26 protein-coding genes are annotated in these 25,669 nt (G+C 69.9%); 9 read left to right on the top strand and 17 right to left on the bottom strand.

What is annotated here, in order from left to right; translation table 11 throughout:
* Positions 1-112 precede the first annotated feature (112 nt).
* Positions 113-1,432, bottom strand: a complete 1,320-nt coding sequence (locus ACFC1W_RS07385; RefSeq protein WP_375990456.1) for an ABC transporter substrate-binding protein — start codon at positions 1,430-1,432, stop codon at positions 113-115.
* Positions 1,433-1,810: 378 nt separating this feature from the next.
* Here ACFC1W_RS07385 and ACFC1W_RS07380 point away from each other — a divergent pair, with 378 nt between their 5' ends.
* Both ACFC1W_RS07380 and ACFC1W_RS07375 read left to right on the top strand, forming a co-directional pair.
* Positions 1,811-2,122: a transposase gene (locus tag ACFC1W_RS07380; RefSeq protein ID WP_375990453.1), complete on the top strand. Its 312-nt coding sequence runs from the start codon at positions 1,811-1,813 to the stop codon at positions 2,120-2,122.
* A 47-nt stretch (positions 2,123-2,169) separates the two neighbouring features.
* On the top strand, positions 2,170-2,994 hold the full coding sequence (locus ACFC1W_RS07375; protein ID WP_375990450.1) for an IS3 family transposase: 825 nt from the start codon (positions 2,170-2,172) through the stop codon (positions 2,992-2,994).
* Here the strand turns inward: ACFC1W_RS07375 and ACFC1W_RS07370 are convergent, their stop codons facing one another.
* The 5 genes from ACFC1W_RS07370 to ACFC1W_RS07350 form a co-directional block, all read right to left on the bottom strand.
* Positions 2,995-3,255, bottom strand: a complete 261-nt coding sequence (locus ACFC1W_RS07370; protein ID WP_375990447.1) for a hypothetical protein — start codon at positions 3,253-3,255, stop codon at positions 2,995-2,997.
* Positions 3,256-3,430: 175 nt separating this feature from the next.
* Complete coding sequence (locus tag ACFC1W_RS07365; protein ID WP_375990444.1) at positions 3,431-4,216, bottom strand: CHAT domain-containing protein; 786 nt, start codon at positions 4,214-4,216, stop codon at positions 3,431-3,433.
* On the bottom strand, positions 4,158-4,478 hold the full coding sequence (locus tag ACFC1W_RS07360) for a hypothetical protein (protein ID WP_375990441.1): 321 nt from the start codon (positions 4,476-4,478) through the stop codon (positions 4,158-4,160). The genes ACFC1W_RS07365 and ACFC1W_RS07360 overlap by 59 nt, the downstream gene beginning before the upstream one ends.
* An 8-nt stretch (positions 4,479-4,486) precedes the next feature.
* Positions 4,487-4,741, bottom strand: coding sequence for a helix-turn-helix domain-containing protein (locus ACFC1W_RS07355; RefSeq protein WP_375990438.1), 255 nt, complete (start codon positions 4,739-4,741; stop codon positions 4,487-4,489).
* A 253-nt stretch (positions 4,742-4,994) separates the two neighbouring features.
* A complete protein-coding gene (locus tag ACFC1W_RS07350; RefSeq protein WP_375990435.1) occupies positions 4,995-5,846 on the bottom strand; it encodes an alpha/beta hydrolase in 852 nt (283 codons plus the stop codon).
* Between the two features lie 94 nt (positions 5,847-5,940).
* On the opposite strand from ACFC1W_RS07350, the gene ACFC1W_RS07345 reads away from it, so the two are divergent.
* Both ACFC1W_RS07345 and ACFC1W_RS07340 read left to right on the top strand, forming a co-directional pair.
* On the top strand, positions 5,941-6,405 hold the full coding sequence (locus tag ACFC1W_RS07345; protein ID WP_375990432.1) for a MarR family winged helix-turn-helix transcriptional regulator: 465 nt from the start codon (positions 5,941-5,943) through the stop codon (positions 6,403-6,405).
* 5 nt (positions 6,406-6,410) lie between these two features.
* The gene (locus ACFC1W_RS07340; RefSeq protein ID WP_375991445.1) at positions 6,411-7,760 is read left to right on the top strand and encodes an MFS transporter; all 1,350 of its coding nucleotides are present in this window, start codon (positions 6,411-6,413) and stop codon (positions 7,758-7,760) included.
* Positions 7,761-7,789: 29 nt separating this feature from the next.
* On the opposite strand, the gene ACFC1W_RS07335 is transcribed toward ACFC1W_RS07340, so the two are convergent.
* The gene (locus tag ACFC1W_RS07335; protein ID WP_375990429.1) at positions 7,790-9,034 is read right to left on the bottom strand and encodes a D-arabinono-1,4-lactone oxidase; all 1,245 of its coding nucleotides are present in this window, start codon (positions 9,032-9,034) and stop codon (positions 7,790-7,792) included.
* A gap of 197 nt (positions 9,035-9,231) precedes the next feature.
* On the opposite strand from ACFC1W_RS07335, the gene ACFC1W_RS07330 reads away from it, so the two are divergent.
* Positions 9,232-9,378, top strand: coding sequence for a hypothetical protein (locus ACFC1W_RS07330; protein ID WP_375990427.1), 147 nt, complete (start codon positions 9,232-9,234; stop codon positions 9,376-9,378).
* A 91-nt stretch (positions 9,379-9,469) separates the two neighbouring features.
* Here the strand turns inward: ACFC1W_RS07330 and ACFC1W_RS07325 are convergent, their stop codons facing one another.
* The 3 genes from ACFC1W_RS07325 to ACFC1W_RS07315 are packed head-to-tail and all read right to left on the bottom strand — an operon-like array spanning position 9,470 to position 12,914.
* On the bottom strand, positions 9,470-10,315 hold the full coding sequence (locus tag ACFC1W_RS07325) for a transglutaminase family protein (RefSeq protein ID WP_191764343.1): 846 nt from the start codon (positions 10,313-10,315) through the stop codon (positions 9,470-9,472).
* Positions 10,312-11,244, bottom strand: a complete 933-nt coding sequence (locus ACFC1W_RS07320; protein ID WP_241112563.1) for an alpha-E domain-containing protein — start codon at positions 11,242-11,244, stop codon at positions 10,312-10,314. The genes ACFC1W_RS07325 and ACFC1W_RS07320 overlap by 4 nt, the downstream gene beginning before the upstream one ends.
* A complete protein-coding gene (locus ACFC1W_RS07315) occupies positions 11,238-12,914 on the bottom strand; it encodes a circularly permuted type 2 ATP-grasp protein (protein WP_375990424.1) in 1,677 nt (558 codons plus the stop codon). Before ACFC1W_RS07315 ends, ACFC1W_RS07320 begins: the two co-directional genes overlap by 7 nt.
* Before the next feature lie 84 nt (positions 12,915-12,998).
* On the opposite strand from ACFC1W_RS07315, the gene ACFC1W_RS07310 reads away from it, so the two are divergent.
* On the top strand, positions 12,999-14,570 hold the full coding sequence (locus ACFC1W_RS07310) for a molybdopterin-dependent oxidoreductase (RefSeq protein WP_375990421.1): 1,572 nt from the start codon (positions 12,999-13,001) through the stop codon (positions 14,568-14,570).
* A gap of 66 nt (positions 14,571-14,636) precedes the next feature.
* A complete protein-coding gene (locus tag ACFC1W_RS07305; protein WP_375990418.1) occupies positions 14,637-15,344 on the top strand; it encodes a FadR/GntR family transcriptional regulator in 708 nt (235 codons plus the stop codon).
* A gap of 2 nt (positions 15,345-15,346) precedes the next feature.
* Here the strand turns inward: ACFC1W_RS07305 and rocD are convergent, their stop codons facing one another.
* From rocD to ACFC1W_RS07280, 5 genes are all read right to left on the bottom strand, one after another.
* Positions 15,347-16,573, bottom strand: a complete 1,227-nt coding sequence (rocD, locus tag ACFC1W_RS07300) for an ornithine--oxo-acid transaminase (protein WP_375990416.1) — start codon at positions 16,571-16,573, stop codon at positions 15,347-15,349.
* Positions 16,574-16,584: 11 nt separating this feature from the next.
* The gene (gene ddaH / locus ACFC1W_RS07295; RefSeq protein ID WP_375990414.1) at positions 16,585-17,469 is read right to left on the bottom strand and encodes a dimethylargininase; all 885 of its coding nucleotides are present in this window, start codon (positions 17,467-17,469) and stop codon (positions 16,585-16,587) included.
* 130 nt (positions 17,470-17,599) lie between these two features.
* Complete coding sequence (locus ACFC1W_RS07290) at positions 17,600-18,631, bottom strand: NAD(P)-dependent alcohol dehydrogenase (RefSeq protein ID WP_375990412.1); 1,032 nt, start codon at positions 18,629-18,631, stop codon at positions 17,600-17,602.
* A 1-nt stretch (position 18,632) separates the two neighbouring features.
* The gene (locus ACFC1W_RS07285; protein ID WP_375990410.1) at positions 18,633-18,848 is read right to left on the bottom strand and encodes a helix-turn-helix transcriptional regulator; all 216 of its coding nucleotides are present in this window, start codon (positions 18,846-18,848) and stop codon (positions 18,633-18,635) included.
* A complete protein-coding gene (locus ACFC1W_RS07280) occupies positions 18,848-19,282 on the bottom strand; it encodes a hypothetical protein (RefSeq protein ID WP_375990408.1) in 435 nt (144 codons plus the stop codon). The genes ACFC1W_RS07285 and ACFC1W_RS07280 overlap by 1 nt, the downstream gene beginning before the upstream one ends.
* Positions 19,283-19,378: 96 nt before the next feature.
* Between ACFC1W_RS07280 and ACFC1W_RS07275 the strand changes: the two genes are divergently transcribed.
* Positions 19,379-20,035 (top strand): DUF4386 domain-containing protein, encoded by a 657-nt coding sequence (locus ACFC1W_RS07275; RefSeq protein WP_375990405.1) that lies wholly within the window; start codon positions 19,379-19,381, stop codon positions 20,033-20,035.
* An 80-nt stretch (positions 20,036-20,115) separates the two neighbouring features.
* A complete protein-coding gene (locus ACFC1W_RS07270; protein WP_375990403.1) occupies positions 20,116-20,997 on the top strand; it encodes a PIG-L deacetylase family protein in 882 nt (293 codons plus the stop codon).
* Positions 20,998-21,027: 30 nt separating this feature from the next.
* Here the strand turns inward: ACFC1W_RS07270 and ACFC1W_RS07265 are convergent, their stop codons facing one another.
* Both ACFC1W_RS07265 and ACFC1W_RS07260 read right to left on the bottom strand, forming a co-directional pair.
* Positions 21,028-24,777, bottom strand: a complete 3,750-nt coding sequence (locus ACFC1W_RS07265) for a proline dehydrogenase family protein (protein WP_375990401.1) — start codon at positions 24,775-24,777, stop codon at positions 21,028-21,030.
* An 81-nt stretch (positions 24,778-24,858) separates the two neighbouring features.
* Positions 24,859-25,542: a hypothetical protein gene (locus ACFC1W_RS07260; RefSeq protein ID WP_375990398.1), complete on the bottom strand. Its 684-nt coding sequence runs from the start codon at positions 25,540-25,542 to the stop codon at positions 24,859-24,861.
* Positions 25,543-25,669: the final 127 nt, after the last annotated feature.

Raw genomic sequence — 25,669 nt, 5'->3', positions numbered from 1 at the left:
TGCTGAGATGCCGACGGGGCCGTCGGGTACCCCGGGTTGGGGTGGCCGCGGCCACCCCAACCCGAGTGGAAGGAGCGAGAGTTTGCACGAAGAGCTTTCTGAACGTGACCGTCTATTCGACGATGGACTCGATCTGGGACTTCGCGTCGGACAGGAGCTGCGCGGTGTCCGCGCCGGGTTCGACGGCCTTCTGAATCATCGGAATCAGCACCGAGTCCACGATCTCCTGCCACTGCGGCGTAGCCGGGCGGGGCAGTGACTGCGGCGACTCAAGCGTCTCAACCAACGCCGGGTAGTTCTCGTAGCCGGCTTCGCCGTCCTTGCTCTCGAACGCACTCTTGCGAGCGACCAGGCCGAGGGAGGTATCGGCGGCGAGGTCGTTGTGCTCGTACGCGAAGGCGATGAAGTCCTGGGCAGCGTCCTGGTTGTCACCGGAGCTGGGCACCGACAGGTACCAGGCGCCCGGGACACCCGCGACACCGCCGGGTCCGCCAATCATCGGCGCGACACCGATCTGGTCCTTCACCGGCGAGTCCTCCGGGGTCTGGCGGTATGCGTGACCCCAGAACCGCATCATGGCGAGGTTCCCCTGGTAGAACAGGTTCTGCGCCCCCGCCCAGTCCAGCTGCGCGGCGCCGGACGGCGCGTACGGCAGCAGGCTGATGTAGTAGTCGAGGGCTTCCTTGTGCGCAGCGTTGTCGATGGTAACCTCACCGCTGTCAGTGTCGACGACCATGCTTTCTTCGCCGGCCTGCGAGACGGTCGCCAGCCACTCGGTCTCGACCGCCCCCTTGACGTCCGTGCCATACAGGTCGATCTCCCCGTCACCGTCGGTGTCTCGGGTGAAGAACTCGGCGATGTCGCGGTACTGCTCCCACGTGGTGGGCGGGGCGAGGGGATACCCGTATTCGGCCTCGAAGTCGGCCATATTCGTCGCGTCTTCGAAGAGGTCGGTGCGATAGAAGAGGATCTCGGAGTTCGTCCATACCGGCATCCCGACGAAAGTACCGTCAACCTGCGATTCGCTGACGAGGCCGCCGAAGAGATCAGACTGCACGTCATCGGTGAACAGGTCATCCAGCGGCGCGAGACCCGGAGCGAACGCCGGCAGCCAGATCGCATCGAGCGCGGCGATGTCGAACGACGGGTCGCCGGCCTGCAGCTCGGAGGAGATGCGGTCGTACAGACCCGCGTACGGGAGTTCGACGAGTGTGACTGCGGTGCCAGTCTCCTCCTGGTAGAGGTCGGCAATCGGCTGCAGCTCAGCCTTACCACCACCCTCGACGACAATCGTCAGGTCGCCACCGGCGGTTTCCCCTCCCCCGCCGCCGCCGGCCCCGCAACCGGAGAGTGCCAGGGCCGCGATACTGACCGCTGCGGCTGCGACGACGACGCGACGACCGCGCCCAGTCACTTGCGTGCGAAGCTTCATCACTTCGACTCCATTCATCCTTGATGTGAGATTGCAGAACAGGTGCCAAGACGTTTTGCCAAAACGTCTTGGCACGAGAGTAGCGACGTGGCTGCCTGCCGTCAACAAGCTTCCGGCTCAGACTGTTTGGGCCCCCAGCCGTTCAAGGTGGCCGGAGGAGACTCATGCGTCCCCTTTGCTTCGGCGCTTCCACTGGATGTGCGGTCCGCGCCCTGACGACTCGGTTCCGACCGGGTTCGCCTGCCGAACGTTGTGAAATGTCGGGACCTAGTTGTATCAATGGGCCAGACGGCGGCTCCTTCGGGAAGCCGATCCACTCCTGATCCACCTGAAGGGACCGGAGCCTGACCCGCTTTTCCGGACACCTGAGTTGAGGCGATGATCGTCTCGGAAGGAGTCCGTGAGATGCCTGCTGCACATTCGCCGGAGTTTCGGCGTCGAGCCCTGGATCTGGTCGCCCAAGGAAACCCCGTCGCGCAGACGGCCCGAGATCTGGGGATCAGCGAGTCCTGTCTTCGCAACTGGATGAACCGCGACGCTGTCGACAGCGGCCGCAAGCCCGGTCTGACGACCGATGAGCACAAGGAGCTCGTCGAGCTGCGGCGCCGGCTGCGGGTGCTGGAGATGGAGAACGAGATCCTCAAGCGTGCTTCGGCGTACTTCGCCAGGGAGAACGTGCTCCCAAAATAGGGTTCCGGCTGGTCCAGGAGCTCGCCGCAGACGGGATCCCCGTCGCGGTGGCCTGCCGGTTCCTGAAGGTCTCGACCTCCGGCTACTACGACTGGGCGAGCCGGCCGCCATCGGCGCGCACGATCGCGGACGCGGACCTGATGGCAACGATCCGACGCATTCACGCCGCCTCTCGGGAGACCTATGGCGCGCCGCGCGTGCTCGCCGAGCTGCGGCTCGGGCTCGGCGTCCACGTCGCCCGCAAACGCGTCGCGAGGCTGATGCGGCTGGACGGCCTCGTCGGAGTCTCGCACCGTCGCAAACGGCGGGGATGGAAGCCGGACACCGCGACGCACGAGGACCTCGTGAAGCGGCAGTTCCGCGCCGATGCGCCGAACCGGCTGTGGTTCTGCGACATCACCCAGCACCGCGCGAAGGATGGGTGGGTCTACTGCGCCGCGGTCATCGACGCCTACTCGCGCAGGATCGTCGGGTGGTCGATCTCGGATCGGATCACCGGGGAGATCGTTGTCGACGCACTCGAGATGGCCCGCTGGCGACGCCGACCTGAACCGGGCACCGTGGTCCACGCCGACCGCGGAGCGCAATACACCTCCTGGCTCTTCGGACACCGCCTGCGCCAGGCCGGGCTGCTCGGCTCGATGGGCAGGGTCGCCTCGTCCGTGGACAACGCGCTCATCGAGAACTTCTGGTCGACGATGCAACGCGAGCTCCTCGACCGCACGAGCTGGGACTCTCGGACGCAGCTCGCGTCGGCCATGTTCGAGTGGATCGAGGGGTTCTACAACCCGCGCCGCCGGCACACCAGCCTCGGTAACCTCAGCCCCGCCGACTATGAAGCCCTTCACACCGCCGCAGAAATCGCGGCATGATCAACACACAAGAACCGTCCGGGAAACCGGGTCAGGCTCCACCGCCGCGATGAACGCAAGCACGAGGCTCACGACCGTCGTCCAACCGAGCGCTGTATCGACCTGCAACGCACCGACGACGCTCGCAGCTCCTATGAGGATCGTCTCTCGCTGTTGCATCGCCGAGTCGCGAGACACGAACGAGGCGATCTCTGCATCAAGTTCTGCGGAGACTACGTCGAGTTTCGTCTCCAGCTCGCGGGCGTCGTCCGGTTCCGTCATCGGCCGCGCTTCTTTTTCTCCGTCGGAGGCGGCGGAACTCGGCGGTCACCGCCGGAGCGGCGTTCGGATTCGCTGAATCGTCCGTCCTGGGCGCCTCGCTTCTGAACTGGGCGCTTCCAGTCATCGTTGTTTCCGCTGTTCGAGTTCTCGGCCATATCCGTCCCGTCTGGAGTTCTTAATCGGTAGGCACAACAAGGAGAGTTGTGGCCGGATCGACATCTTCCGCCCACGCCAGCGTGGGAAGGTTGGCGCCGTCGAGCCCCGCCAGTTCGAGCGCCGCTCTCGCGGCCAGGTGTGCGGATTCGATGGACTGTCCGTTGGCGATGTTCGCGTAGAACCGTGCGGCGTACGCGATGGCATCCGAGTCGTCGATCTCATCGGCCATGCCGATGGCGAACGGTGTGACGTGCTCCACGAGGTGGTCGATGTGACCGGCGGAACGGCAGGAATTTAGTAGCACGAGGAGGGGCGGTTGATCAGTGGCACGGACCGCTCGGGCAAAAGCCGCCGCGGACACGATCACTTCGTCGTGAGGCTCATCCAACTCCTCCTCGAACTTGATGAGATCCGAATCACTGTGACCCGAGAAATGGATGACATGTGGCCGGAACTTCGAGATACCGTCAAGCAGATCCTCGGTGGTAGCGGCAGGTCTCACATCCAACTCGATCTGGTCCCGGTGTAGAGAGGACTCAACAGCGGCACGGATGCGCTTCTGCTCCCGCCCAACTCGTAGGCTGCCGTCCGCGGAGGCGCCGAGGAGCAGAACTCTAAGCTTCTCGGGCTTCGGCGCTGGCAGCAGCCGACTCACCTCTGCAACAGCCCGCTCTGCGTCGTCGAGCCGCGCCTCGAGCGCGCGCTGACTGGCGGCGACGCCATGAGCGACCCGGGCTTGCTCCTGCTTAGCCGCTCGCGCTATGGCGTCCTGCTCCGCGCGCTCGGCGCGCGAGCTTGCTCGCAATACTCGCTTCCTCGCGCGCATAACCGCTCGCACGCGACTGCCAGCGGGCAGCTTCGGCGCCTGCAGTAGCGGCGTCCTTCTCACGACGATCCGCCTCGCGGCGCTTGGAGTTCATCGTCGCCACGCTCTTCGTCTTACTAGCCGCCTGCGCGGCCTTTGCAGCATCGGTCCGATGCTTGGATTCCTTCGCGCGATACTCCCCGGCTTTGCGCTCGGCATCGACGCGCTGCTTGCGCTTACGTTCGAGCTGGCCGCGATACAAGCTCGCGCTCATAATTCCGCGGCCGCCATAAGCTGCGCGACTGTCATCCCCAGAACCTCCGCGAGTCCCGAGAGCGTGGCCATGCGAGGGTTTGAAGGCCCCGGATCGTCCCGTCGGCCCGTTGACCGGCCAGCCTCGATGAGCTGCAGCTGGTTCTTCGTGATGCCAGCTTGATACGCGAGCGACTCTTGCGAAAGGCCGCGCGCATTGCGAAGTCGTCGAAGGGTGGCGCCCAATCGGCCAGCTTTCTCCTCGCTCCACATCGCTACTCAGGATGTGCAACGGACCCAAAGAACCACACCCTATACATAGGGCCTTTTATACATGGAATAATGCAAGATTGGACATGTCCAACCCGCGTCCGCCAACGTCGGCTGGAGTCCGCACGTCACTCACGCAGACGGCCATTCACACAACCGGTCGGATGCGCAAGGTCAACATCGTGACGAAATTGCTCAGGTTCAGTGACGAAGGTCAGCTTCGATGACGAGGGGTCAACTTCTATGACGAACGACATCAGACGCGCACCGGGAACCGCTGGTCGAGCCACGCGAGCAGGTCGGCCCGGACGTCCTCCTGCGTCACATCGTTGAAGACCTCGTGGCGCGTGTCGGGGTAGACGAGCGTCGTCACGTCGGTGAGTCCCGACCGCGTGCGGTACGCGTCGGCGAGCTTGTGCACGCTGCGCGGTCCGCCCACCGTGTCGTCACGGCCGACCATGAGGAGGAGCGGGATGTCGCGACCGAGGTCGCGCCGCGGCAGCCCGTACATCCGCAGCGAGTCGAGCACGCCGATGAGCTTGATCGGCTCTTCGGTGGTGGTGAGCGGATCGTCGAGGAACGCCCGCCCGACCGACAGGTCGCTCGCCAGCCACTCCGTGCCCATCGCGCCGGGGCCGTCCCAGGGCTTGTTGAGGCCGCTCGCGTGGATCGACCCCGGCATGCGCAGTGCCGAACCCGTCAGCACCACGCCGTCGTACGCGTCGGCGTGTGCGTTGACCAGCATCTGCGCGAGCACCGAGCCGCCGGAGTGCCCCAGTAGCACGAGCGGAAGGTCCGGGTTCTCGGCGCGGATCAGCCCGGTGAACTGCCACATCGTGGCGAGTGCGGCCCGCAAGCCGCCAGGGCCGAGGTGGCCGAGGCGCGCGACATCCCCGCCGTGCTGGGTCATGCCGGTGCGGCCGTGGCCGCGGTGGTCGGCGGCCCACACGGCGTACCCCTCGGCTGTGAGCGCCTCGATCAGGGCGCCGTAGCGGCCGGCGTGCTCCCCGACACCGTGTAGCAGCTGCACGACCGCCCGGGGCTCGGTCTTCGCGGGATGGACGTCGTAGAAGATCGCGATGCCGTGCGCATCGGTGAACTCGGGCATGCGCAGAAGTCTAGGAGACGCGCGGATGCGGGGCCTCGGGCCGAGGCATCCGGAATTTGTTTAGCAAGACTAATGAGCTATGCTAAGTAAACGCATGAGCATTGACACGACGACTTCGACGACAACGACAGACCAACTCGACGACCATTCCGCGGCGGCCTCCGCGCTCCGCATCGCGACCTTCCGTCTCGCCCGCCGCATGCGCACCCAGCGCGCGGTCGACTCGATGAGCGACGGCCAGTTCGCCGTGCTCGCGGCCCTCTGGGTGCACGGCCCGCACACGCTCGGCGAGCTGGCCGAGCGCGAGCGGGTGTCCGCCCCGTCGATGAACCGCACCGTCAACTGCCTGCAGGAATCGGACTACGTCGTGCGCTCCGCAGACGAGAACGACGGCCGCAAGGTCGTGATCTCGCTGACCGACACCGGCCGCGCCGTCGTGGACGAAACAGCCCGTCGGCGCGACGCGTGGGTCGAGGCGGCGCTCGACCAGCTCTCCCCCGGCGAACGCGACACGCTCGCGAAGGCGGCAGAGATCATGCAGCGGATGGTCGCTCTGTGAGCGCCATGTTCCGATCCTTCTCGATCTTCAACTACCGCGTCTGGTTCATCGGCGCCCTCGTCTCGAACGTGGGCGCGTGGATGCAGGCGACCGCCCTCAGCTGGGTGGTGCTGACCGAGCTCACCGCCAACGACGCCGCCGCGATGGGCGTCACGATGGCGCTGCAGTTCGCTCCCCCGCTGCTCCTCGTCGGGGTGACCGGCTTCGTCGCCGACAGGTTCGACCGCCGCAAGCTGCTCGTCATGACGCAGAGCCTCCTGCTGCTCGTCGGCGTCGTGATCGGCATCCTGCTGCTCCTCGGACTGATGACGCTGCCGCTCATGTACGCGTTCGCGCTCGGGCTCGGCGTGATCGCCGCGTTCGACAACCCCGCGCGTCAGGCGTTCGTCTCCGACCTGGTGTCGCGCGAGATCGCCTCCAACGCCGTCGCGCTGAACGCCGCCTCGTTCAACGGCGCGCGGATGATCGGGCCCGCCGTCGCCGGTGTCGTGATCGTCGCGGTCGGCACCGGCTGGGTGTTCCTCGTCAACGGCATCACCTTCCTCGGCATGATCGTCGCGCTTCTGCTCATCCGCACCGACGAGCTCGTGCCGCGCGTGAAGGCCACCGGCGCATCGCGGCTGGCCGACGGGTTCCGCTACGTGGCCCGTCGCCCCGACCTCCTCGTGACATTCGCCATGGTGTTCCTCGTGGGCGCGTTCGGCATGAACTTCCCGATCTTCGCCTCGACCATGGCACTCGAATTCGGCCAGGAGGCCGATGGCTACGGACTGCTCAGCTCGATCCTCGCGGTCGGCTCGCTGGCGGGCGCACTCATGGCCGCCCGGCGCGATCGGGCCCGCATCCGCGTCGTCATCGGCGGCACACTGCTCTTCGCGGGCGCCGCGGCCGTCTCGGCCTTCATGCCTTCGTACTGGGCATATGCCGTCACGCTCATGTTCACCGGGTTCGCTGTCGTGACGATGCTGACGACGGCCAACGGCTACGTCCAGACGACGACGGACCCAGCGCTGCGCGGGCGTGTGCTCGCGCTGTACATGGCCATCCTCATGGGCGGCACTCCGATCGGGGCGCCGATCGTCGGCTGGGTCGCCGCCGAGTTCGGCCCCCGCCAGGCGATCCTGCTCGGAGCCGGCGCGGCCATCGTGGCGTTCGCCATCGGCGCGACCTGGCTGGTCGTGTCGGGGCGCCTGCACCGGCACGAGGAGCGCCGCTTCCGGCTCACGATCGATGAGACGCGTCCTCTCTCGGTGGTGCAGCCCGCCCCCGAGGAGTTCAGCGACGAGGTCGCCTCGACCACGCCCGTGCGCGTACCCACCGACGCCGACCTGCTGCGCGACCGCCGGGCGAGCTGAGTCCGGGGCTCGCGGCGGCGCGGATCGCCTCAGCGCTCCTCGCGCAAGCCCACGCGCTCGAGGTGGCCGTTCGAGAAGCGCCCTCGGGGATCGAGCCGCTCGTACACAGCGCGGGCGTCGGCCAGCTTCGGGTGCACGCGCTCGATCGCAGCGCGGTCGAACCCGTGGCGCTTGCCCCAGTGCGGGCGCGCGCCGAACGGCCGCAGAGCCTCCTCGATCCGCGGCAGGACGGCGGCGACCCCGGTCGGGTCGTTGCGCCAGGTGAAGTGGATCGCCACGACGTCCTGCCCTGATGCAGGGCTCAGCCAGAGCTCGTCGGCCGCCGCCGTGCGCAGCTCGCTCACGAACAGCAGGGGACGGATGGCGTCGCCGAGCTCCCGCATCGCTCGCAGGGCGCCGGGCGCGTGCGCGCGGGCGACGAAGTACTCGCTCTGGATCTCGTCTCCGAACGAGGGCGTGCCGTCGAGGCGGAAGTGCGGCAGCCGCAGCATCCACGGTCCGGGGACTCCCCGCAGTTCGGTCACATCCGCCAGCTCGCCGAGCGGCTCGGCGTCGACGTCGAGCACGCCGTCGAGCAGGGCGGCCGGAACGGGCTGGTCGTCGGCGTCGATGCGGGACTTGACCCACACCCACCCGATCGACGCCTCCTCCCACCGGGTGAACACCGACACGCTGTAGCCGGCGCCGGTGACCTCGTCCAGGGCGGCGAGCGCGGCATCCCACGACACTCCTCGATAGACGTCCTGCCGCACGCGGTACGACGGCTGCGTCTCGATGTCGAGGGACAGCACCACGCCGTAGGCGCCGAGGCCCACCGCGAGCGCGTCGAAGTCGGCGTCACCGCGTCGGACCTCGCGCACCTCTCCGTCGGCATCGGCGAATCGGATGCCGCGCACCGCGGTGGTCAGCACCCCGTTGCGGTCGCCCGACCCGTGGGTGCCGGTGGCCGTGGCTCCGGCGACCGAGATGTGCGGCAGCGAGCCGAGGTTGTGCAGGGCGAGGCCGCGCTCATCGAGCCACGCGGCGAGCACGCCGTAGCGGGTTCCCGCAGCCACCCGGACGGTGCCGTCGCCCAGCGCGAAGCCGCCTTCGAGCCCCGCGAGGTCGAGCAGTGCGCCCGTCGTATCGGGCAGGTCGGTGAACGAGTGCCGGGTGCCGAGGGCGTGCACACGACCTTCGGTGCCCGCGAGCTCGCGCAGCACATCGGCTTCGCTCCACACCGGAACGATCCGCGGTGCGGTGTAGTCGTAGGTGCCCGCCCAGTTGCGCGTCACGATGCTCGCCGCAGGTGGGGCATGGACTCGATGCGGTGGACCGGCATGGATCGGGTTCCTCCTCGGGGCGGCCGGGCGATGCGTGACACGATACAGGCGCGTCCGCCGAGGGAATCTCCCGCGCTGGACGCCTCCCCCTGGCGTCGGCGTTCGTCAACCCCCGTCCCGCTCGCGCGCGTTCGGCCTAGCGTGGGGGCATGGACGAGCGCCGAGCCGAAGACGAACCCGTCGACCAGGACGACCCGATCGGCGGTGACGAGACGACCGAGGAGCAGCTGGATGCCGACAACCCGGTCGAAGAGGACACCCTGAAGACGCTGGACCCCGACGCCCCGCCCGCCTGATCCCGGGGCCAGCGGGTCACGCTTCGCGGGTGATCCCTTCGATACGGCGCTGCGCACCTACTCAGGAACCGATCCGCCCCTCCCCCGCTCGCTACGCTTCGCGTGTGATCGTGACCTTCACGTGCAGGTGGCTCTTGAACGGGCCGGCGTACACACCGCGCAGGGGCGGCACGTCGCCGTAATCGCGACCGCGGCCCACCAGCACGTGGCGGTCGCCGATCTCGATGTTGTTGGTCGGGTCGAAGCCCTGCCATTCCCCGGCGAACCACTCGATCCATGCGTGGGACTCGCCGGTCACCGCGACGCCGACGTCGGCCGACGGCCGCGGGTGCAGGTAGCCCGACACATACCGCGCGGGGATGCCGACCTCGCGGAGCGCACCGAGGGTGATGTGCGCGATGTCCTGGCAGACGCCCTTGCGCGCCTCCCACGCCTCGTGCGCCGTGGAGTGCACGCCGGTGATGCCGTGCATGTACTCGACGGCGTCGCCGATCCCGGTGGCGATCGCGTGCGCCGCCCGCCCCGGGTGGTCGTGCCCGGAGGCGATCGAGCGGGCCAGCTCGGCGACCTCGGGATGCGGGCGCGTACGCCCGGTCTGCGTCATCTGCTCGACCGTCTCGATCGACCGCGCCGACTCGCGGGCGAGCCCGTGCCACGTCACGTCGACGTGCTCGAGCGGCCGTGGGCGCACCTCGACGAGGGACTTGGCGGTGATCGTCAGCGCGGAATGCGGCGACAGCACGTCGAACGCGGCGACGCGCGTGCCGAAGTAGTCGACGTACTGGTTGACCGACGTCGACGGCTCGATGTCGAGCGACGAGTTGAGGACGAACTGGCTGTCGGTCGAGCCCGGGAGCATGCGGGCCTCGTTGTACGAGGCCGACACGTCACCCTGGTAGCTGAAGCCGGTCTGGTGCTCGATCCTGAGCCTTTTCACGAGATCTCTCCGATCCAGCTCGGCTCGGCCTGCGTCGGGAAGAACCGGCCCCGGATGGCCTCGGACGCCTCGCGCGTCACCTTCTGCACGCGGTCCATGTGCTGCGGCAGTTCACCGAGGATCTCGCCGATGGGCCGGTACTCGAGGTCGTTGCGGATCTGCCCGAGCGCTCGCAGCACCGTGTTCGAGTGGCCGACGCGGTCGGCGCGGGGGTCGATGGCGCTCATGCACTCCTCGGCGCGCTGGATCGAGTAGATGATCGACCGCGGGAAGAGCCGGTCGAGCAGCAGGAATTCGGCGGCATTGCGGGCACTGGGCATGCCGCGGTAGGTGCGCAGGTACGCCTCGTAGGCGCCGCACGATCGCAGGATGGTGGTCCAGGAGGGACCGGATGCCTCGGTCAGCGACCTCGTCGCGAGGAGACGCGCCGTCATGTCGGTGCGCTCGATGCTGCGGCCCAGCGTGAAGAACTGCCAGGCCTCGTCGCGGCTCGTCGACGAGTCGACGATGCCTACGGCGAGCGCCGCCCGCTCACGCACCCACTGGAAGAACTCGTGCACCTTGTCGGTCTGCAACCGGCGCGGCATGCGCGCGTTGGTGGTGTTGAGCGTCTCCCACAGCTCGGTCGACACGATCTCGCGCGCACGGCGGGCGTTCTCACGCGACGCCGTCAGCGCGTAGGCGATGCTCGACGGGTTCATGCGGTCGACGGCGAGCCGGGCGAGCACGTCTTCCCGCCGCACGTGCTCGACTCCCTCCGGCGGGAACGAGCCCATGACGCTGAGCAGTGACCGGCAGGCGGTGTCCTCATCGATCCAGGGATCCTCGAGCAGCAGCTGGAGGTGCACGTCGAGGATGCGCGCGGTGCCGTCGCTGCGCTCGATGTAGCGCCCGATCCAGAACAAGGACTCGGCGATGCGGCTCAGCATGACTGCTCCATGCTCGCCTGCTGCTGCTGCTCCTGCTGCTCCGAGCGGGTGCGCGGCCGGTCCTGCGGCGAGTGCGTCGGCTCGGGCTGGCCGTCGTAGATGATCGGGATCGCCGCGGTGATCGTCGCCGCCTGGTCTGCCACGAGCCCGGAGACGCCGTTGCCCTGCCCGTACTCGACGTGCGAGGGGGCCGAGCCGCCGATGACCCAGGTGTCCTTCGATCCGCCGCCCTGGCTCGAGTTCACGACGAGCTGGCCCTCGGGGAGGGCGACGCGCGTGAGCCCGCCCGGCAGCACCCAGACGTCCTCGCCGTCGTTCACGGCGAAGGGTCGCAGGTCGGCGTGTCGCGGGCGCATGCCGTCCTCGACCAGCGTCGGGATCGTCGAGAGCATGACCACGGGCTGGGCGATCCATCCGCGCGGGTCGGCGAGCAGCCGCTGCCGGAGCTTCTCGAGCTCGGCGGGCGAGGCATCCGGGCCCACCACCAGTCCCTTGCCCCCCGACCCGTCGACCGGCTTGACCACGAGCTCGTCGAGACGGTCGAGCACCTCTTCCAGCGCGTTCGGGTCCTCGAGGCGCCAGGTGTCGACGTTCTTGAGGATCGGCTCCTCGGCGAGGTAGTAGCGGATGAGGTCGGGCACGTAGGTGTAGAGCAGCTTGTCGTCGGCGACGCCGTTGCCGACCGCGTTGGCGATCGTGACGTTGCCCAGCCGCGCGGCCAGCATGAGTCCGGGAGCGCCGAGCATGGAGTCGGCGCGGAACTGCAGCGGATCGAGGAACTCGTCGTCGACGCGGCGGTAGATCACGTCGACGCGCTTCGGGCCGCGGGTCGTGCGCATGAAGACCTTGCCGCCGACGCACAGCAGGTCGCGGCCCTCGACGAGCTCGACGCCCATGAGCCGCGCGAGCAGCGTGTGCTCGAAGTAGGCCGAGTTGTAGACACCCGGAGTGAGCACGACGACGTTCGGGTCTTCGATGCCCGCCGGGGCCGAGGCGCGCAGCGCGGCGAGCAGCTTGTTCGGGTAGTCGCCGACCGGCCGGACACGCATCGACACGAACAGCTCGGGCAGGGTCTGGGCCATGACTCGACGGTTCGAGATGACGTAGCTTACGCCCGACGGCACGCGCACGTTGTCTTCGAGCACCCGCATCTCGCCGTGCTCGTCGCGGATGAGGTCGATCCCCGAGACCTGGATGCGCACGCCGTTCGCCGAGTGGATGCCCGCGGCCTGACGGTAGAAGTACTGCGACGACGCGATGAGCCCGGCGGGCAGCACCTCGTCGCGCACGCAGTGCTGGCGGCCGTACGCGTCGTCGAGGAACGCCTCGAGCGCCTTGACGCGCTGCTTCACGCCGGCCTCGACCCGCGACCACTCGTCGTACGTGATGACGCGGGGCACGGCGTCGAGCGGGAACGGCCGCTCCTCGCCCGCGAAGTCGAACGTGACGCCCTGCGCGAGGTACGAGCTGGCCAGCGAATCGGTGCGCCCGCGCAGCTCTTCCTGCGTCATCTGCGCCAGCGCCTGGTAGAGCTCGCGGTAGGCCTCGCGTGACTCCGCGAGCGCGCCCGGGTGGGCCGGACTCCCGAACATCTCGTCGTACGCGGGGACTCCGGAGGCCGTCTTGCGCGGCGCCAGAGTGGAGCCGTAGCCGTCGAAGAGATCACCCATGCGGAAAGCCTAGTCGGGGCGGTGTTGCCGACGTGTTTCGCTCCCACCGGCCCCGGTCAGCGCCGAGGGTCGTACGCTGGCATCGTGGCGAAGTCGCGCGGGGAACGCGGCATCCCGTCTCCCCTCGCGTGGGTGGCGGGCGTGGGCGCCGTCGTGCTCGGCGCCGGGCTCGGAGAGCTGCTGGCCGCACTTCTCGCGCCCAGCTCCGGCCCTTTCGTCGCCGTGGGCGGGACGCTCATCGACCTGGCTCCGCCGTGGGCGAAGGACACGGCGATCGCCCTGTTCGGCACCGCCGACAAGATCGCCCTGATCGTCGGCATCGCACTCGTCGTGCTCGTGCTCACCGCGTTCGCCGGCTGGCTGGAGGCCCGCCGTCCGCCGTGGGGTCGCGTGGTGGTGCTCGCGTTCGGCATGCTGGGCGCCGTCATCGCGATGACGCGTCCGGACGCGGGGGGTCTGTCGTGGCTGCCGTCCGCGTGCGCCGGCGTGGCCGGCGCGGTCGCCCTGTGGTGGCTGATCCGCCGACTGCGGCCCGACGACGCACCGCTCACCGATCCCGCACCACCCGGCAGCCGCACCGAGGGTGCGCCGAGCCGTCGCAGCTTCCTGGCATGGTCGGCGGGCGCTGCGGCCGCGGGCATCCTCGCGGCCGTCGCCGCGAGCGCCATGCGCGCGACGGACGCGGCGCTCACCGCCATCAAGGCCGTCGTCCTGCCGACTCCCGCGGCGAAGGCGCCGACCGTTCCGGCGTCGGCGGAGCTCGGCATCCCCGGCCTCGCAACGGTGGTCACCCCGAACGACGAGTTCTACCGGATTGACACCGCGCTCGTCGTACCCCGCGTCGACCCGGCGGAGTGGTCGCTGCGCATCCACGGGATGGTCGCCGAGGAGGTCGTGCTCACGTGGGATGAGCTGCTGCGGCTTCCGCTCGAGGAGAGCTACACGACTCTCGCGTGCGTGTCGAACGAGGTGGGCGGGTCACTGATCGGCAACGCCCGGTGGCTGGGCTACCCCGTGCGCGAGCTGCTCGCCCGCGCGCGACCGACGCCGGGTGCGGACATGGTGCTGTCGCGGTCGATCGACGGGTTCACGGCATCCACTCCCCTCGAAGCGCTCACCGATGACCGCAACGCGATCCTCGCCGTCGGGATGAACGGCGAGCCGCTGCCGCCTGAGCACGGGTTCCCGGTGCGGATGGTCGTGCCGGGCCTCTACGGCTACGTGTCGGCGACCAAGTGGATCACCGAACTCACGGTGACCACGTTCGCTGCCGACGAGGCCTACTGGACGCCGCGAGGCTGGTCGGAGCGCGGACCCATCAAGCTGCAGTCCCGCATCGACGTGCCGCGCAGAGCACAGGGCCTCAAGGCCGGTGACACCGTGATCGCCGGCGTCGCCTGGCAGCAGGGAGTCGGCATCGAGACCGTCGAGGTGCAGATCGACGACGGCGACTGGAGGCCCGCTGAACTGGCGACGGCCATCTCGGACGACACCTGGGTGCAGTGGAGTCTTCCGTGGAGGGCCGAGGCCGGCGACCACCTCCTCCGGTGCCGCGCCACGAACAGCGAGGGAGAGGTGCAGACGTCGGAGCGGGCGCACCCGGCGCCGAACGGGGCGAGCGGGTGGCACGAGCGGTTCATCACCGTGTTCGAATGAGCCCGGCATCGACCGGAGGGCGGTGACCGGTAGCATTCGGGAGAACCCCAGTCATCCGGAGGTCTGGTGCAGGAACCCCTCGATCGCTTCGTGCTCCGTCTGCTCGCACTCGCGACGGTCGACGACGGGACCGGCGCGCGCCGGCTGCCGCCCGAGCGCGAGCTGGGTGACGCCCTGGGCATGAGCCGCGGCGCGCTGCGCGAGCAGCTCTCGGTGCTGGAGCGCCTCGGATTCCTCCGCCGCACGCAGGGACGCGGCACCTACATCGACACACCGTCGTACGGGTTCGTCCGCATGTACTTCACCATCGCGCAGTCACTGGGCTACATCACCGACCCGCACGTCGCCGAAGCCCGAGTGCTCGTCGAGCAGGCCGTCGCCGAAGCGGCCGCGCGCAAGGCGACCCCCGCGCAGATCGACGACCTGCGCGGCGCGCTCGAGCGCATGAACGCCGCCGAGGCGTCGGGCGACATCGAGCGGGCGCACGAGGCCGACGCCGACTTCCACCGGCGTCTGCTCGACGTGGTCGACAACCCCGTGCTCGATCTGCTGCGCGAGGGCCTTCAGCGCGCGCTCAACGACGACATGCGGGCCCGTCGCGAGGCGGTCACCCGCGACGGCTCGGGCACCGAGTTCGACCTGTCGCACGACGACATCGTCGCGGCGATCGCAGCCGGTGATCCCGAGGGCGCCCGCATCGCGATGCGCCGGCACTTCGGCATCACGACCACCGGCGCAGCTGAGACCGACGTGGCCGACGTCGTGGCGCGCTAGCTTCAGCCCGCGAGGACGAACCGCAGCTGCTCGACCGCCCAGTCGAGCTCCGTCGCACGGATCACCAGCGGCGGGGCGATGCGGATCGTCTGCCCGTGGGTGTCCTTGGCGAGCACGCCGCGCGCGATCAGCCGCTCCGCGATCTCGCGACCCGTGCCGACCGCCGGGTCGATGTCGACCCCGGCCCACAGCCCGGCGACGCGCACCGCGGTGACGCCCTCGCCCACGAGCGACTGCAGGCGCGCCTCGAGGTGCTCGCCGAGCGCCTTCGCGCGCGTCTGGAACTCACCGGTCTGCAGCATCTCGACGACCCGCAGCCCCACGGCGGCGGCCAGCGGGTTGCCGCCGAACGTCGAGCCGTGCTCGCCAGGACGGATCACGCCGAGGATCTCGCGGTCGGCGACGACGGCGGACAGGGGAAGGATGCCGCCGCCCAGCGCCTTGCCGAGCAGGTACACGTCAGGCACCACGCCCTCGCGATCGCACGCGAACGTCTCGCCCACGCGGCCGAGGCCGGACTGGATCTCGTCGGCGATGAACAGCACGTCGTGCTTCGTGCAGATGTCTCGGACCGCCCGCAGGTAGCCCTCGGGCGGCAGCACGACGCCCGCCTCGCCCTGGATCGGCTCGATGAGCACCGCGGCCGTCGACGGGGTGATGGCCGCCTCGATGGCGGCGGCATCGCCGTACGGCACGCCCACGAAGCCCGGCGTGAACGGACCGAAGCCCTCGCGCGCCTGCGGGTCATCGCTGAAGCCGACGATCGTGGTGGTGCGGCCGTGGAAGTTCCCGTGCGCCACGACGACGGTCGCGGCATCCGGCTCGATCCCCTTCACGCGATAGCCCCACGCGCGCGCGACCTTGATGCCGGTCTCGACCGCCTCGGCGCCGGTGTTCATCGGCAGGACGAGGTCCTTGCCGCACAGCTCGGCCAGCGCAGCCGCGAACGGACCGAGGCGGTCGTTGTGGTACGCGCGGCTGGTGAGCGTCAGGCGGTTGAGCTGCTCCTGCGCGGCGGCGAGGATCGCGGGGTGCCCGTGACCGAAGTTGAGTGCCGAGTAGGCCGAGAGCAGGTCGAGGTAGCGCTTGCCCTCGACGTCGGTCACCCACGCGCCCTCACCGCGCGAGATCACGACGGGCAGCGGGTGGTAGTTGTGCGCGACGTGGTCGCTCTCATCGGCGATGATGCGGGCCATCGCGGTCTCGACGTCCGGCGAGGTGGAAGTCATGTCGTCTCCTGTCAGCGCCGCAGCTCGAGCGTGCAGCACTTGATTCCGCCGCCGCCGAGCAGCAGCTCGGAGAGGTCGACGAGCACCGGGTTGTAGCCCCGCTCGCGCAGCTGGGCCTCGAAGCCCTTCGCGCGCGGCGAGATGATCACGTTGAGGCCGTCGCTGGCCGAGTTCAGGCCGAACACGGCGCCGTCCTCGTCGGCGACGAGGATCGCATCGGGGTAGCGCTCCTCGAGGATGCGGCGGCTCGGCTCGTCGAACGCGCCGGGCAGGTAGGCGATGTTCGCCTTCTCGACGCCGCCCTCCCCCTGCACGGGGTCGAGCACAGAGATCGCGGTGTCGAGGTGGTAGAAGCGGGGATCGACGAGGTTGAGGCTCACGACCTCCTTGCCGAAGACCTCACCGAGCTCGCGGTGGCTGTCGCCCGTCGAGCGGAAGCCGGTGCCGGCGAGGATGGTGTCGCCGACGAGGAGGAAGTCACCCTCGCCCTCGTTCACCTCTTCGGGCTCGGCGACCTCGAAGCCGTTGGCCGCGAACCACTCCATGAACGCCGGGCCCTCCGGCACGCGCTCCTGGAAGCGGAACTTCGCACCGTACGCGACTCCTCCGATGATGAACCCGCCGTTGGCCGTGTAGACCATGTCGGGCAGCCCTTCGATCGGGTCGATCAGCTGCACGTCGTGGCCGAGCGCGATGTACGTGTCGTACAGCGCCTGCCACTGCTCGACGGCCTTGGCCGTGTCGGTCGGGTTCGCCGGCTCCATCCAGGGATTGATCGTGTAGCTGACCGTGAAGTGCTCGGGACGGCACATCAGGTAGCTGCGGTGCTGCTGAAGGCGGGTGACGGATGCCTCGGTCATGGTGGCGGGGGCGGGCGCGGTGTTCTGCGTGGACATCTTGCTCCTGACGAAGGGGCGGCGGACGCTGTCCAGAGGCCCGGCGGAGCTGCGGAAGCCGGCAACCGGGCACGCCGGATCCATTGTCTCACGTCACCTGGGAACGGCCTGGGATCACGCCCAGACGGTGTCAGGCGATGGTGACCACCGTCTTCCCGACCGCGTGGAGGCCATCGACATGCGCGAGCGCATCACCCGCTTCCGCCAGCGGCCAGGTGTGCTCGATCACCGGCACGAGGCGCTCGTCGGCGGCGAGCGCGAGGAGCTCGGCGAGCACGTCGGGCTTCGCCACGGCCGCGAGGGGGCGCAGCGGACGCCTCGAGCCGATCGATCGGAGCGTCGCCGCGAGGATGCGGCCCATCGGCCCGATGAGGCGACCGCCCTCGCCCGACACGAGAACGACCGCACCGCCGTCGCGCACGAGGGACTGGAGCGAGCGCAGCGACGAGGTCCCGGCGATGTCGATGACGACGTCGAACGCCGCGTCACCGAGCTCGGGCGACCCGGGCTGCACGGTGCGGTAGTCGAAGGTGCGCGATGCGCCGAGCCGTTCCACCAGCTCGCGACTGCGCTCTCCGCACAGCGCCCAGACGTCGGCGCCGCGCAGCGTGGCGAGCTGCACGGTGAACGTGCCGACCCCGCCGGAGGCCCCGATCACGAGGACCCGCATGCCTTCCGCCACCCCTCCCCGCTCGAGCGCCTGCCACGCCGTGCCGCCGGCGATCGGGAGCGCAGCGGCGACCAGGGGATCGAGCGCGGCGGGGCGGCGGACCAGCCGCTTCACCGGCGCGACCGCGTAGCCCGCGAGCCCGCCGCCGCCGGGCAGCTCGCACACGACCTCGTCGCCCGGCGCGAACCCGGTGACGCCGTCGCCGAGCGCGATCACAGTGCCTGCGGCATCCATCCCCCTCACCGGCTGCGTCGGCCTGCGCAGTCCGAACGCGAGACGCAGGAGGAGCGGCTCACCGCGCATCACTCGCGTGTCGCCGTTGTTGACGCCGGTCGCGCGCAGGCGGAGCAGCACCTCGCCGCGACTCGGGGCGGGCACGTCGATCTGCTCGCGGCGGACCGTGTCGGGGCCGCCGTACGTGCGCTGGACCCATGCGGTCATGCTGTCGGTCGAGAGCGACGCGTCGCGCGCGCCGGGGGATGTCGCGGTCATGTCATGCCTCCGGGTACTGGAAGAGATCGTCGAGCCCCACGCCGAACGCGCGGGAGATCTGGAAGGCGAGCTCGAGGGTCGGGGAGTAGCGGCCCTGCTCGATGGCGATGAGGGTCTGGCGCGTGACGCCGACCTGACGCGCGAGCTCGGCCTGCGTCACGCCCCTCGATTCCCGCACGCTGCGGATCGAGTTGGTGACCCTGGTGGGCTTGACCATCAGACGAGCCCCCGCCGGTAGGCGACGACGCTCGCGATGCCCCCCACGAGGGCCGAGAGGGCGAAGCCGTAGTACATCGTGTTGGCGATCCAGAACCAGTCGAGTCGGAAGGCGCACTCGATGATCACGCCGAGGCCGGCGATCACGAGGAACGCCTGGCCGACGCGGGTGCTCATGTGGCTGATGTCGCGGTCTCGCTGGTCGGACTTGCCGACCCCGTCGGGGTCGCGGATGCCCGCGAGGATGCCCCACAGGATGCTGATCACGATCGTCGCGACGATGCTGAGCCCGATGGTCCACAGCATGATCGGCACCCAATCGATCTCGGCGACCGGCCGCGACGCCGCCTGCTGCAGCACGATCACGGTGTAGACGGCCATGCCGATGACGCTGACGATCAGGCCGGCCCACACGTTGCGCTCTTCGTAAGCCATGACTCCCCCGGTCGTTTGTAAAAGATTCTTGACATACACGGTAAGCCGCGCCTACGGTCACTGTCAAGAATATTTTACACGATCGAAGGACCGGACATGAACGCTCTTCGCCGCATCGCCCGCTGGACCGGCGGCGCCTACCTCGCACTCGCCGTGCTCGGCGCGCTCGGCTTCCTGCTCGTGCGGCCACTCGCCGCCGAGAGCGCCGGCTACGCGCGGCTCGGCGTCGCGCTCGAGCTCGGCGTGGTGGTCGCACAGTCGCTCGCCGCCGTCGGCTTCTTCGCCCTGTACCGCCGCGATCGCCCCACCGAGGCGTACGCGGTCGCGACCTTCGGCATCGCCAACGCGATCGCGATCCTGGCCAGCGCCGCCCTGCTCACCGCGGCACTCGCGGTTCCGGCGGAGACCGGCGGTGACGCCGGCGTCACTGCCCTGCTGCGCGGCGTCGCGGATGCCTTCTGGACCACGGGCGCCGTCTTCTTCGGCCTGTGGCTCGTCCCGATGGGCACGTTCATCCTCGCCACGCGACTCATGCCGCGGCTTCTCGGCGTGCTTCTCATCGTCGGCGGCGTCGGCTACGTCACGAGCGCGGTGCTCTCCGCGGCGCTGCCCGAAGCCGGCGGCATCGCCGACCTCCTCGGCATCCCGGCGACCGTCGGCGAGCTGTGGATGGTCGGCTACCTGCTCACCGTCGGGATCCGGTCCACCCCCTCCCACCGTACGCAGCCGGGAACCGCGGTCGTCGTCGGGTGACGCGATTCGGCACCGAGCGCCATTCGGTTTAGGATGCTTCGACCCGTCATCGCCGACGGACACAGCATCTCCGACCTGTCGTGGCCGACGGATCGGTGCACCACCCGGAGTTCCTCATGCGCAAGCGCTGGATCGCGCTCATCGTCGTCGCGTCCGTCCTCGTCGTCCTCATGGCCGGCCTGTACTGGGCGGGACGCAGCCTCTTCCACATGCCCACCGCGAAGGGCGTCGACTCGGTCGTCGGCGAACTCGGCGGGGAGCGCGTGCTTGGCGTCTTCGCCCACCCCGACGACGAGCAGACCGTGAACGGCCTGTTCTGGCGCGCGAAACAGCACGACGGCGCGTACACCGCGATGATCACGGCGACGGCCGGGGAGGCCGGCCACCAGGTCCCGGTCGTCGCACGCCAGGAGGATCTCGGCGTCGTCCGCACCGCCGAGGCGCTCAAGAACAGCTTCAACCTGGGCGTCGACGAGCACGAGGTGTGGGACTACCCCGACGGCGGCGTTCCCGAGGCCGACGAGGACGAGCTCGTCGAGCGACTCGTCGAAGCCATGAAGCGCATCGAGCCCGACGTCGTCGTGGGCTTCTGGCCGGCCAGCGGTGCGACCGGCCACAAGGACCACATGGAGATGGGCCGCGTGACCGAGCTGGCGATCGCGGAGCTGAAGGAGGAGGGCGGCGCCTATGACGGCCCGGACCACCTCGTCTACACGATCAGCCCGACCACGGCCCTGTCGATGTTCGGCGGCGAGCAGGGCGCACTGGTGGTCGAGAACCAGCCCGACCCCGAGTACGCGATGTCTGCCGAGACCGGAAAGAAGCACGAGGGCTGGGCCATCCACGCGTCACAGGCGAACTACCTGCAGTCGGCGTACTACCTGCCCGCCTGGCTGGTGTACCTGCTCTGGGACGAGGAGTTCTACCACGTGCGCGACCTCGCGACCGATCCGATCGAGTAGAACGGATGCCGCGCCCGGCACCCTCCCGGATCAGATCACGTCCTCCGACCACGGGTCGGGGTTGCCGAATCGGTGCGCGGTGATCGTGATCGACTGCTCGTGCAGGAAAGGCAGCAGCTCGAGTCGCCCGGCCGTGGTCACCTCGTTGTCGTAGACCGCGAGGTCGGGGTCGCCTCCGACCGCGGCGGCGAGCGCGCGGTGCAGCGCGCCGACCGAGTCGCGGGGTCCGACGAGCCGCACCCGCGGCGGGCGGGCAGCGGATGCCTCGCCCGCGACCGCCGCCGTCAGGTCCGGAGCCGCGGCGGCCATGCGCTGCAGCCACTGCTCGTCCGTCTCGACGAAGACGGCGACGTCGAGGTCGCTGAGCGCGCGGCGCACGGCGCCGGGCAGGCCGACGGGGGCACTGAGCGTGAGCGCCGACCCCGCCCGGATGCCCGCGATGGCGACGCGCAGCACCGACTGCCACGATGCGTCCGCCGTGGCGCGCACCGCGACCTCGGAGATCGGGCGGTAGCGGAAGAGGTTGCGCTCGATGCCGAGGGCCGAGACATCCTTCACCCGGCCGAACTCGCGATCCCACACGATCGCGTCCGACAGCGCTGCGCGTCGCAGCCACTCGAACGCGTCGTAGTCGAGTGACGGCTGGGCCGCCTCGATCACCGACGTGATGCGCGAGTCGAGGCCGCGCAGGTGCAGCGTCGTCGACGCGGCACCGCCCGACGTGGCTCGCCACGAGCCGAGCCCGATGAGGTAGTTCGGACCGCCGGCTTTCGTGCCGGCCCCGACCGACGAGCGCTTCCATCCGCCGAACGGCTGGCGCTGCACGATCGCGCCCGTGATGCCCCGGTTGACATACAGGTTGCCGGCCTCGACGCGGTCGAGCCACAGTGCGAGGTCGTCGGGGTTCTGCGTGTACAGCCCTGCGGTGAGGCCATAGGCGACGGCGTTCTGCAGGTCGATCGCGTGGGCGAGCGAGCTGGCGTGCATCACGCCGAGGACCGGTCCGAAGAACTCCTCGTGATGGAAGCGCGAGCCCGGCATCACGCCGGTGCGGATGCCCGGCGTCCACATGCGGCCCGCGAATTCGGGTCCGGCATCGACCGGCTTCGGCTCGACCAGCCACTGCTCGCCCTCGTCGAGGGTCGTGAGCGCCCACTCGAGCTTGCCGCGGGGCGGCTCGACGACGGGCCCGACCTCCGACAGCGGGTCGGTGGGCGAGCCGATGCGCAGCGACTGCGCCGCGTCGACGAGCTGGCGGGCGAACCGCTTGGAGTGCCCGACCGGGCCGACGAGGATCGCGAGCGACGCCGCCGAGCACTTCTGACCGGCGTGGCCGAAGGCGCTCTTGACGAGATCGGATGCCGCGAGGTCGAGGTCGGCCGACGGCATCACGATCATCGCGTTCTTGCCGCTGGTCTCGGCGAGCAGCGGCAGGTCGGGACGCCACGAGCGGAACAGTGCGGCCGTCTCGAACGAGCCGGTGAGGATCACCCGGTCCACCGCGGGGTGCGAGACGAGCGCCTGCCCGAGCCCGCCCTCGTCGATGTCGACGAGGGCCAGCACGTCGCGCGGCACACCGGCCTCCCACAGCGCCTCGGCCACGACGGCCGCGCACCGGCGCGCCTGCGGCGCGGGCTTGAACACGACGCCCGATCCCGCGGCGAGAGCCGCGAGCACGCCGCCCGCGGGGATCGCGACCGGGAAGTTCCACGGCGGGGTGACGACGGTGAGCTTCGCGGGCTCGAACACCGCGCCGCTGACCCGGTCGAGCTCGCGGGCGGTGGCGGCGTAGTAGTTCGCGAAATCGACGGCCTCGCTGACCTCGACGTCGGCCTCGGCGAAGATCTTGCCGGTCTCGGACGCGGCGACTTCGATGAGCTCGCCACGTCGGTCCTCGAGCGCGCGACCTGCGGCGGCGAGCACCGCGGAGCGCTCGGCCGCGGGCGTCGCGCTCCATCGGGCCGCGGCATCCGTCACCGTCTTCACGACGGCTTCCAGAGCGTCGGCGTCGTCGATGCGGGCGGCGGCGATCGTCTCGTCACCGGCGCGCGACGTGTGGATGCGGCGGAGGATGCCACGGGCCCACGATCGGTTGGCCGGCAGCGCCGGGTCGGTGTCGGGGGCGTTGCGGAAGCCGGGTGCACCCTGCGCGCGGTCACTGCCCTCACGGGGCGCGAAGACGGCGGTCTCGACGAACGCCTCGCCGGCGAACAGCTGCTCCTCGACGGACGGCGCGACGGGCGCGGTGTCGGCGGGATCCCCCGCCGCGGAGCGCGCGATGCCGATCACGGCCTCGGTGAGACCGTCGCCCTCGCCGATCGCCCCGGTGTCGCGCAGTCGCGCGCGGGACATGTGGGCCTCGACGGGCTCGGTCGCGCGGTCCTGCGTGCGATTCGGGCCGACGCGCAGGGCCGGGTCGGCGGCGCGCTCGAGAGACGCGAGGAAGCGGTCGCGCTCCCGCTCGAACATCGCGGGCACGTCGGCGAGCTCGAAGGCGGCGGAGAGGAAGTTGTCGCTCGACGCATTCTCCTCGAGCCGGCGCACGAGGTAGCTGATGGCGACGTCGAACTCGTCAGGACGCACGACCGGCACGTAGAGCAGCACGTGGCCCACTTCGCGGGCAACGGCGGCGACCTGTCCCTGGGCCATCCCGAGGAGCATCTCGAACTCGATCTGGTCGCGCACGCCGGTCTCGCCCGCGAGCAGCCAGGCGTAGGCGATGTCGAAGAGGTTGTGTCCGGCGACCCCCACCCGCACTGCGGCGGCGTTCTCGGGTCGCAGCGCGAAGTCGAGGCAGCGCACGTAGTTGGCGTCGGAGTCGACCTTGGCGTCGTAGGTGGCGAGCGACCAGCCGTGCATCACGGCATCCACCCGCTCCATCGCGAGGTTGGCGCCCTTGACGAGCCGCACCTTGATGCGCGCGCCCCCGGCCGCCACGCGCTGCTGCGCCCACGCGGTGAGCTGCTGCAGTGCCGGCAGGGCGTCGGGCAGGTAGGCCTGCAGCACGATGCCGGCCTCGAGACCCCGCAGCCGCGGGTCTTCGAGGATCTTCGTGAAGACCGCGATCGTCAGGTCGAGGTCGCGGTACTCCTCCATGTCGAGGTTGATGAAGGTGCCGTCTGACGCCACCGTCAGGTAGAGCGGCATCAGGCGATCGACCACCTTGGCGACGACCTCGTCGAACGCCCACATCGAGATGTGGCTGGCGATCGCCGACACCTTCACCGACACGTAGTCGACGTCGTCGCGGCGGACGAGCTCGTGGATGCCCTCCAGGCGGCGCAGCGCCTCCTGCTCGCCGAGCACCGCCTCGCCGAGCAGGTTGAGGTTCAGACGGGCGCCGGACTCGCGGATGCCGGCGATGGCGGGGCCGAGCTTCTCGGGCCGCGCGTCCACCACGAGATGTCCGACCATCTCGCGCAGCACGCGCCGCGCGATCGGCACCACGGGCGAGGGCAGCACCGGTGCGACAGCGCCGCCCACACGCACCGCGCTCCGGAGGTACCAGGGCAGGAAGCCGGGCACGAGCGGCGCGACACGACTGAGATTGGATGCCGCCGCCGTGAGGCTCTCGGGGCGCATGACGCCGTCGACGAAGCCGATCGTGAACGGCAGGCCGTTGGGGTCTTTCAGGACGCCGGCGAGTCGCTCGGCGGCGGGGTCCACATCGACCTCGGCGCTCTCGGTGATCCACCGCTGCGCCAGCACCACGGCACGCTCGGCGAGGTCGTCGTCGGGAGCCGTCAGGTCGGTGTCCCCCTGATAAGGGTCGGTCACCATGCCGTCCAGCCTAGAGCCGCCCGCCCGGCGTGCTCACCGTGCCTGTGCACGGATGTCTCGCCGGGCAGACGGCCCCGGTCCTCAGGCGCGATCCCGGCGGGTGCTCGGCGGCACGGTGCCGTCGTCGGCGGTGGCCGCGTGCTCATCGACGACGACCGAGCGCTCATCGGTCGTCGTCGCCGGCGGGCGCGTGATGGCCGCGCCTCTCTCGGCCGCCGGGTCGTGCGCCGAGGCACTCCGACCGGTCACGCCGTCAGGAGCTGGCGGCACGCCGTCGTCGGCCGTCGCCCGGCTGTCCCGGTCGCGGTCGAGGTGGGCGCCGCGGCTCTGGTCGACGCGGCCGTCGCGACTGCGGTCGCCGGCGTCGGCGTCGGCGTCGGTGGAGACGAAGGGATCGACGTCGTCGGCCTTGCGCAGGGTCTCCTCCTGCTCGGCGCGACGCTGGGCGGCCTCGGCGTCGTGCTCGCTCACGCTGTCGGCGAGACGATTGGCGTCGACCTCGGCCTGTGCGGCCTGCGCCTTGGCCTGCTGTGCCGCAGCCGCTGCGGACGCGGCATCCGCCCGGGTCTGCGCGGCACGCGCCTCGCTCTCGCGAGCGGCGAGCTCGGTCTCGCGGGCCTGCTCGCGAAGTTTCTCGGCCTTCTCGTGCTCGGCCCGGCGCTTCTTCTCGGCGCGGCCTCGTGCGGTGAGCGCGAGGGTGACCACGACGATGATCGCGACGACGATGACCGCGACGATGATCCAGATGAGAGTTGCGGTGTCCATGGCTCGTTTCCTCCTCCCTGCGCGGGCGGGGAGTGCCCGCGCCTGACTGCACGCAACCGGAACCCCCGGCCGCCCGCAACGCCCTTGCGTCGCACCCCGCCGTCCGGTACGCCGCCGAGTCATCCCG

Source organism: Microbacterium sp. NPDC056003 (genome assembly GCF_042274785.1).
Classification (GTDB): Bacteria; Actinomycetota; Actinomycetes; order Actinomycetales; family Microbacteriaceae; genus Microbacterium.
Note: the sequence above shows the minus strand (reverse complement) of the source record. Positions and strands in the feature narration are given on the sequence as shown.

Coding starts and splice junctions, on each gene's coding strand:
- ACFC1W_RS07385 (WP_375990456.1), bottom strand. CDS start 1,432: ATGAAGCTTCGCACGCAAGTGACTGGGCGCGGTCGTCGCGTCGTCGTC.
- ACFC1W_RS07380 (WP_375990453.1), top strand. CDS start 1,811: ATGATCGTCTCGGAAGGAGTCCGTGAGATGCCTGCTGCACATTCGCCG.
- ACFC1W_RS07370 (WP_375990447.1), bottom strand. CDS start 3,255: ATGACGGAACCGGACGACGCCCGCGAGCTGGAGACGAAACTCGACGTA.
- ACFC1W_RS07355 (WP_375990438.1), bottom strand. CDS start 4,741: ATGTGGAGCGAGGAGAAAGCTGGCCGATTGGGCGCCACCCTTCGACGA.
- ACFC1W_RS07350 (WP_375990435.1), bottom strand. CDS start 5,846: ATGCCCGAGTTCACCGATGCGCACGGCATCGCGATCTTCTACGACGTC.
- ACFC1W_RS07345 (WP_375990432.1), top strand. CDS start 5,941: ATGAGCATTGACACGACGACTTCGACGACAACGACAGACCAACTCGAC.
- ACFC1W_RS07340 (WP_375991445.1), top strand. CDS start 6,411: ATGTTCCGATCCTTCTCGATCTTCAACTACCGCGTCTGGTTCATCGGC.
- ACFC1W_RS07330 (WP_375990427.1), top strand. CDS start 9,232: ATGGACGAGCGCCGAGCCGAAGACGAACCCGTCGACCAGGACGACCCG.
- ACFC1W_RS07320 (WP_241112563.1), bottom strand. CDS start 11,244: ATGCTGAGCCGCATCGCCGAGTCCTTGTTCTGGATCGGGCGCTACATC.
- ACFC1W_RS07315 (WP_375990424.1), bottom strand. CDS start 12,914: ATGGGTGATCTCTTCGACGGCTACGGCTCCACTCTGGCGCCGCGCAAG.
- rocD (WP_375990416.1), bottom strand. CDS start 16,573: ATGACTTCCACCTCGCCGGACGTCGAGACCGCGATGGCCCGCATCATC.
- ddaH (WP_375990414.1), bottom strand. CDS start 17,469: ATGTCCACGCAGAACACCGCGCCCGCCCCCGCCACCATGACCGAGGCA.
- ACFC1W_RS07290 (WP_375990412.1), bottom strand. CDS start 18,631: ATGACCGCGACATCCCCCGGCGCGCGCGACGCGTCGCTCTCGACCGAC.
- ACFC1W_RS07285 (WP_375990410.1), bottom strand. CDS start 18,848: ATGGTCAAGCCCACCAGGGTCACCAACTCGATCCGCAGCGTGCGGGAA.
- ACFC1W_RS07280 (WP_375990408.1), bottom strand. CDS start 19,282: ATGGCTTACGAAGAGCGCAACGTGTGGGCCGGCCTGATCGTCAGCGTC.
- ACFC1W_RS07275 (WP_375990405.1), top strand. CDS start 19,379: ATGAACGCTCTTCGCCGCATCGCCCGCTGGACCGGCGGCGCCTACCTC.
- ACFC1W_RS07265 (WP_375990401.1), bottom strand. CDS start 24,777: ATGGTGACCGACCCTTATCAGGGGGACACCGACCTGACGGCTCCCGAC.
- ACFC1W_RS07260 (WP_375990398.1), bottom strand. CDS start 25,542: ATGGACACCGCAACTCTCATCTGGATCATCGTCGCGGTCATCGTCGTC.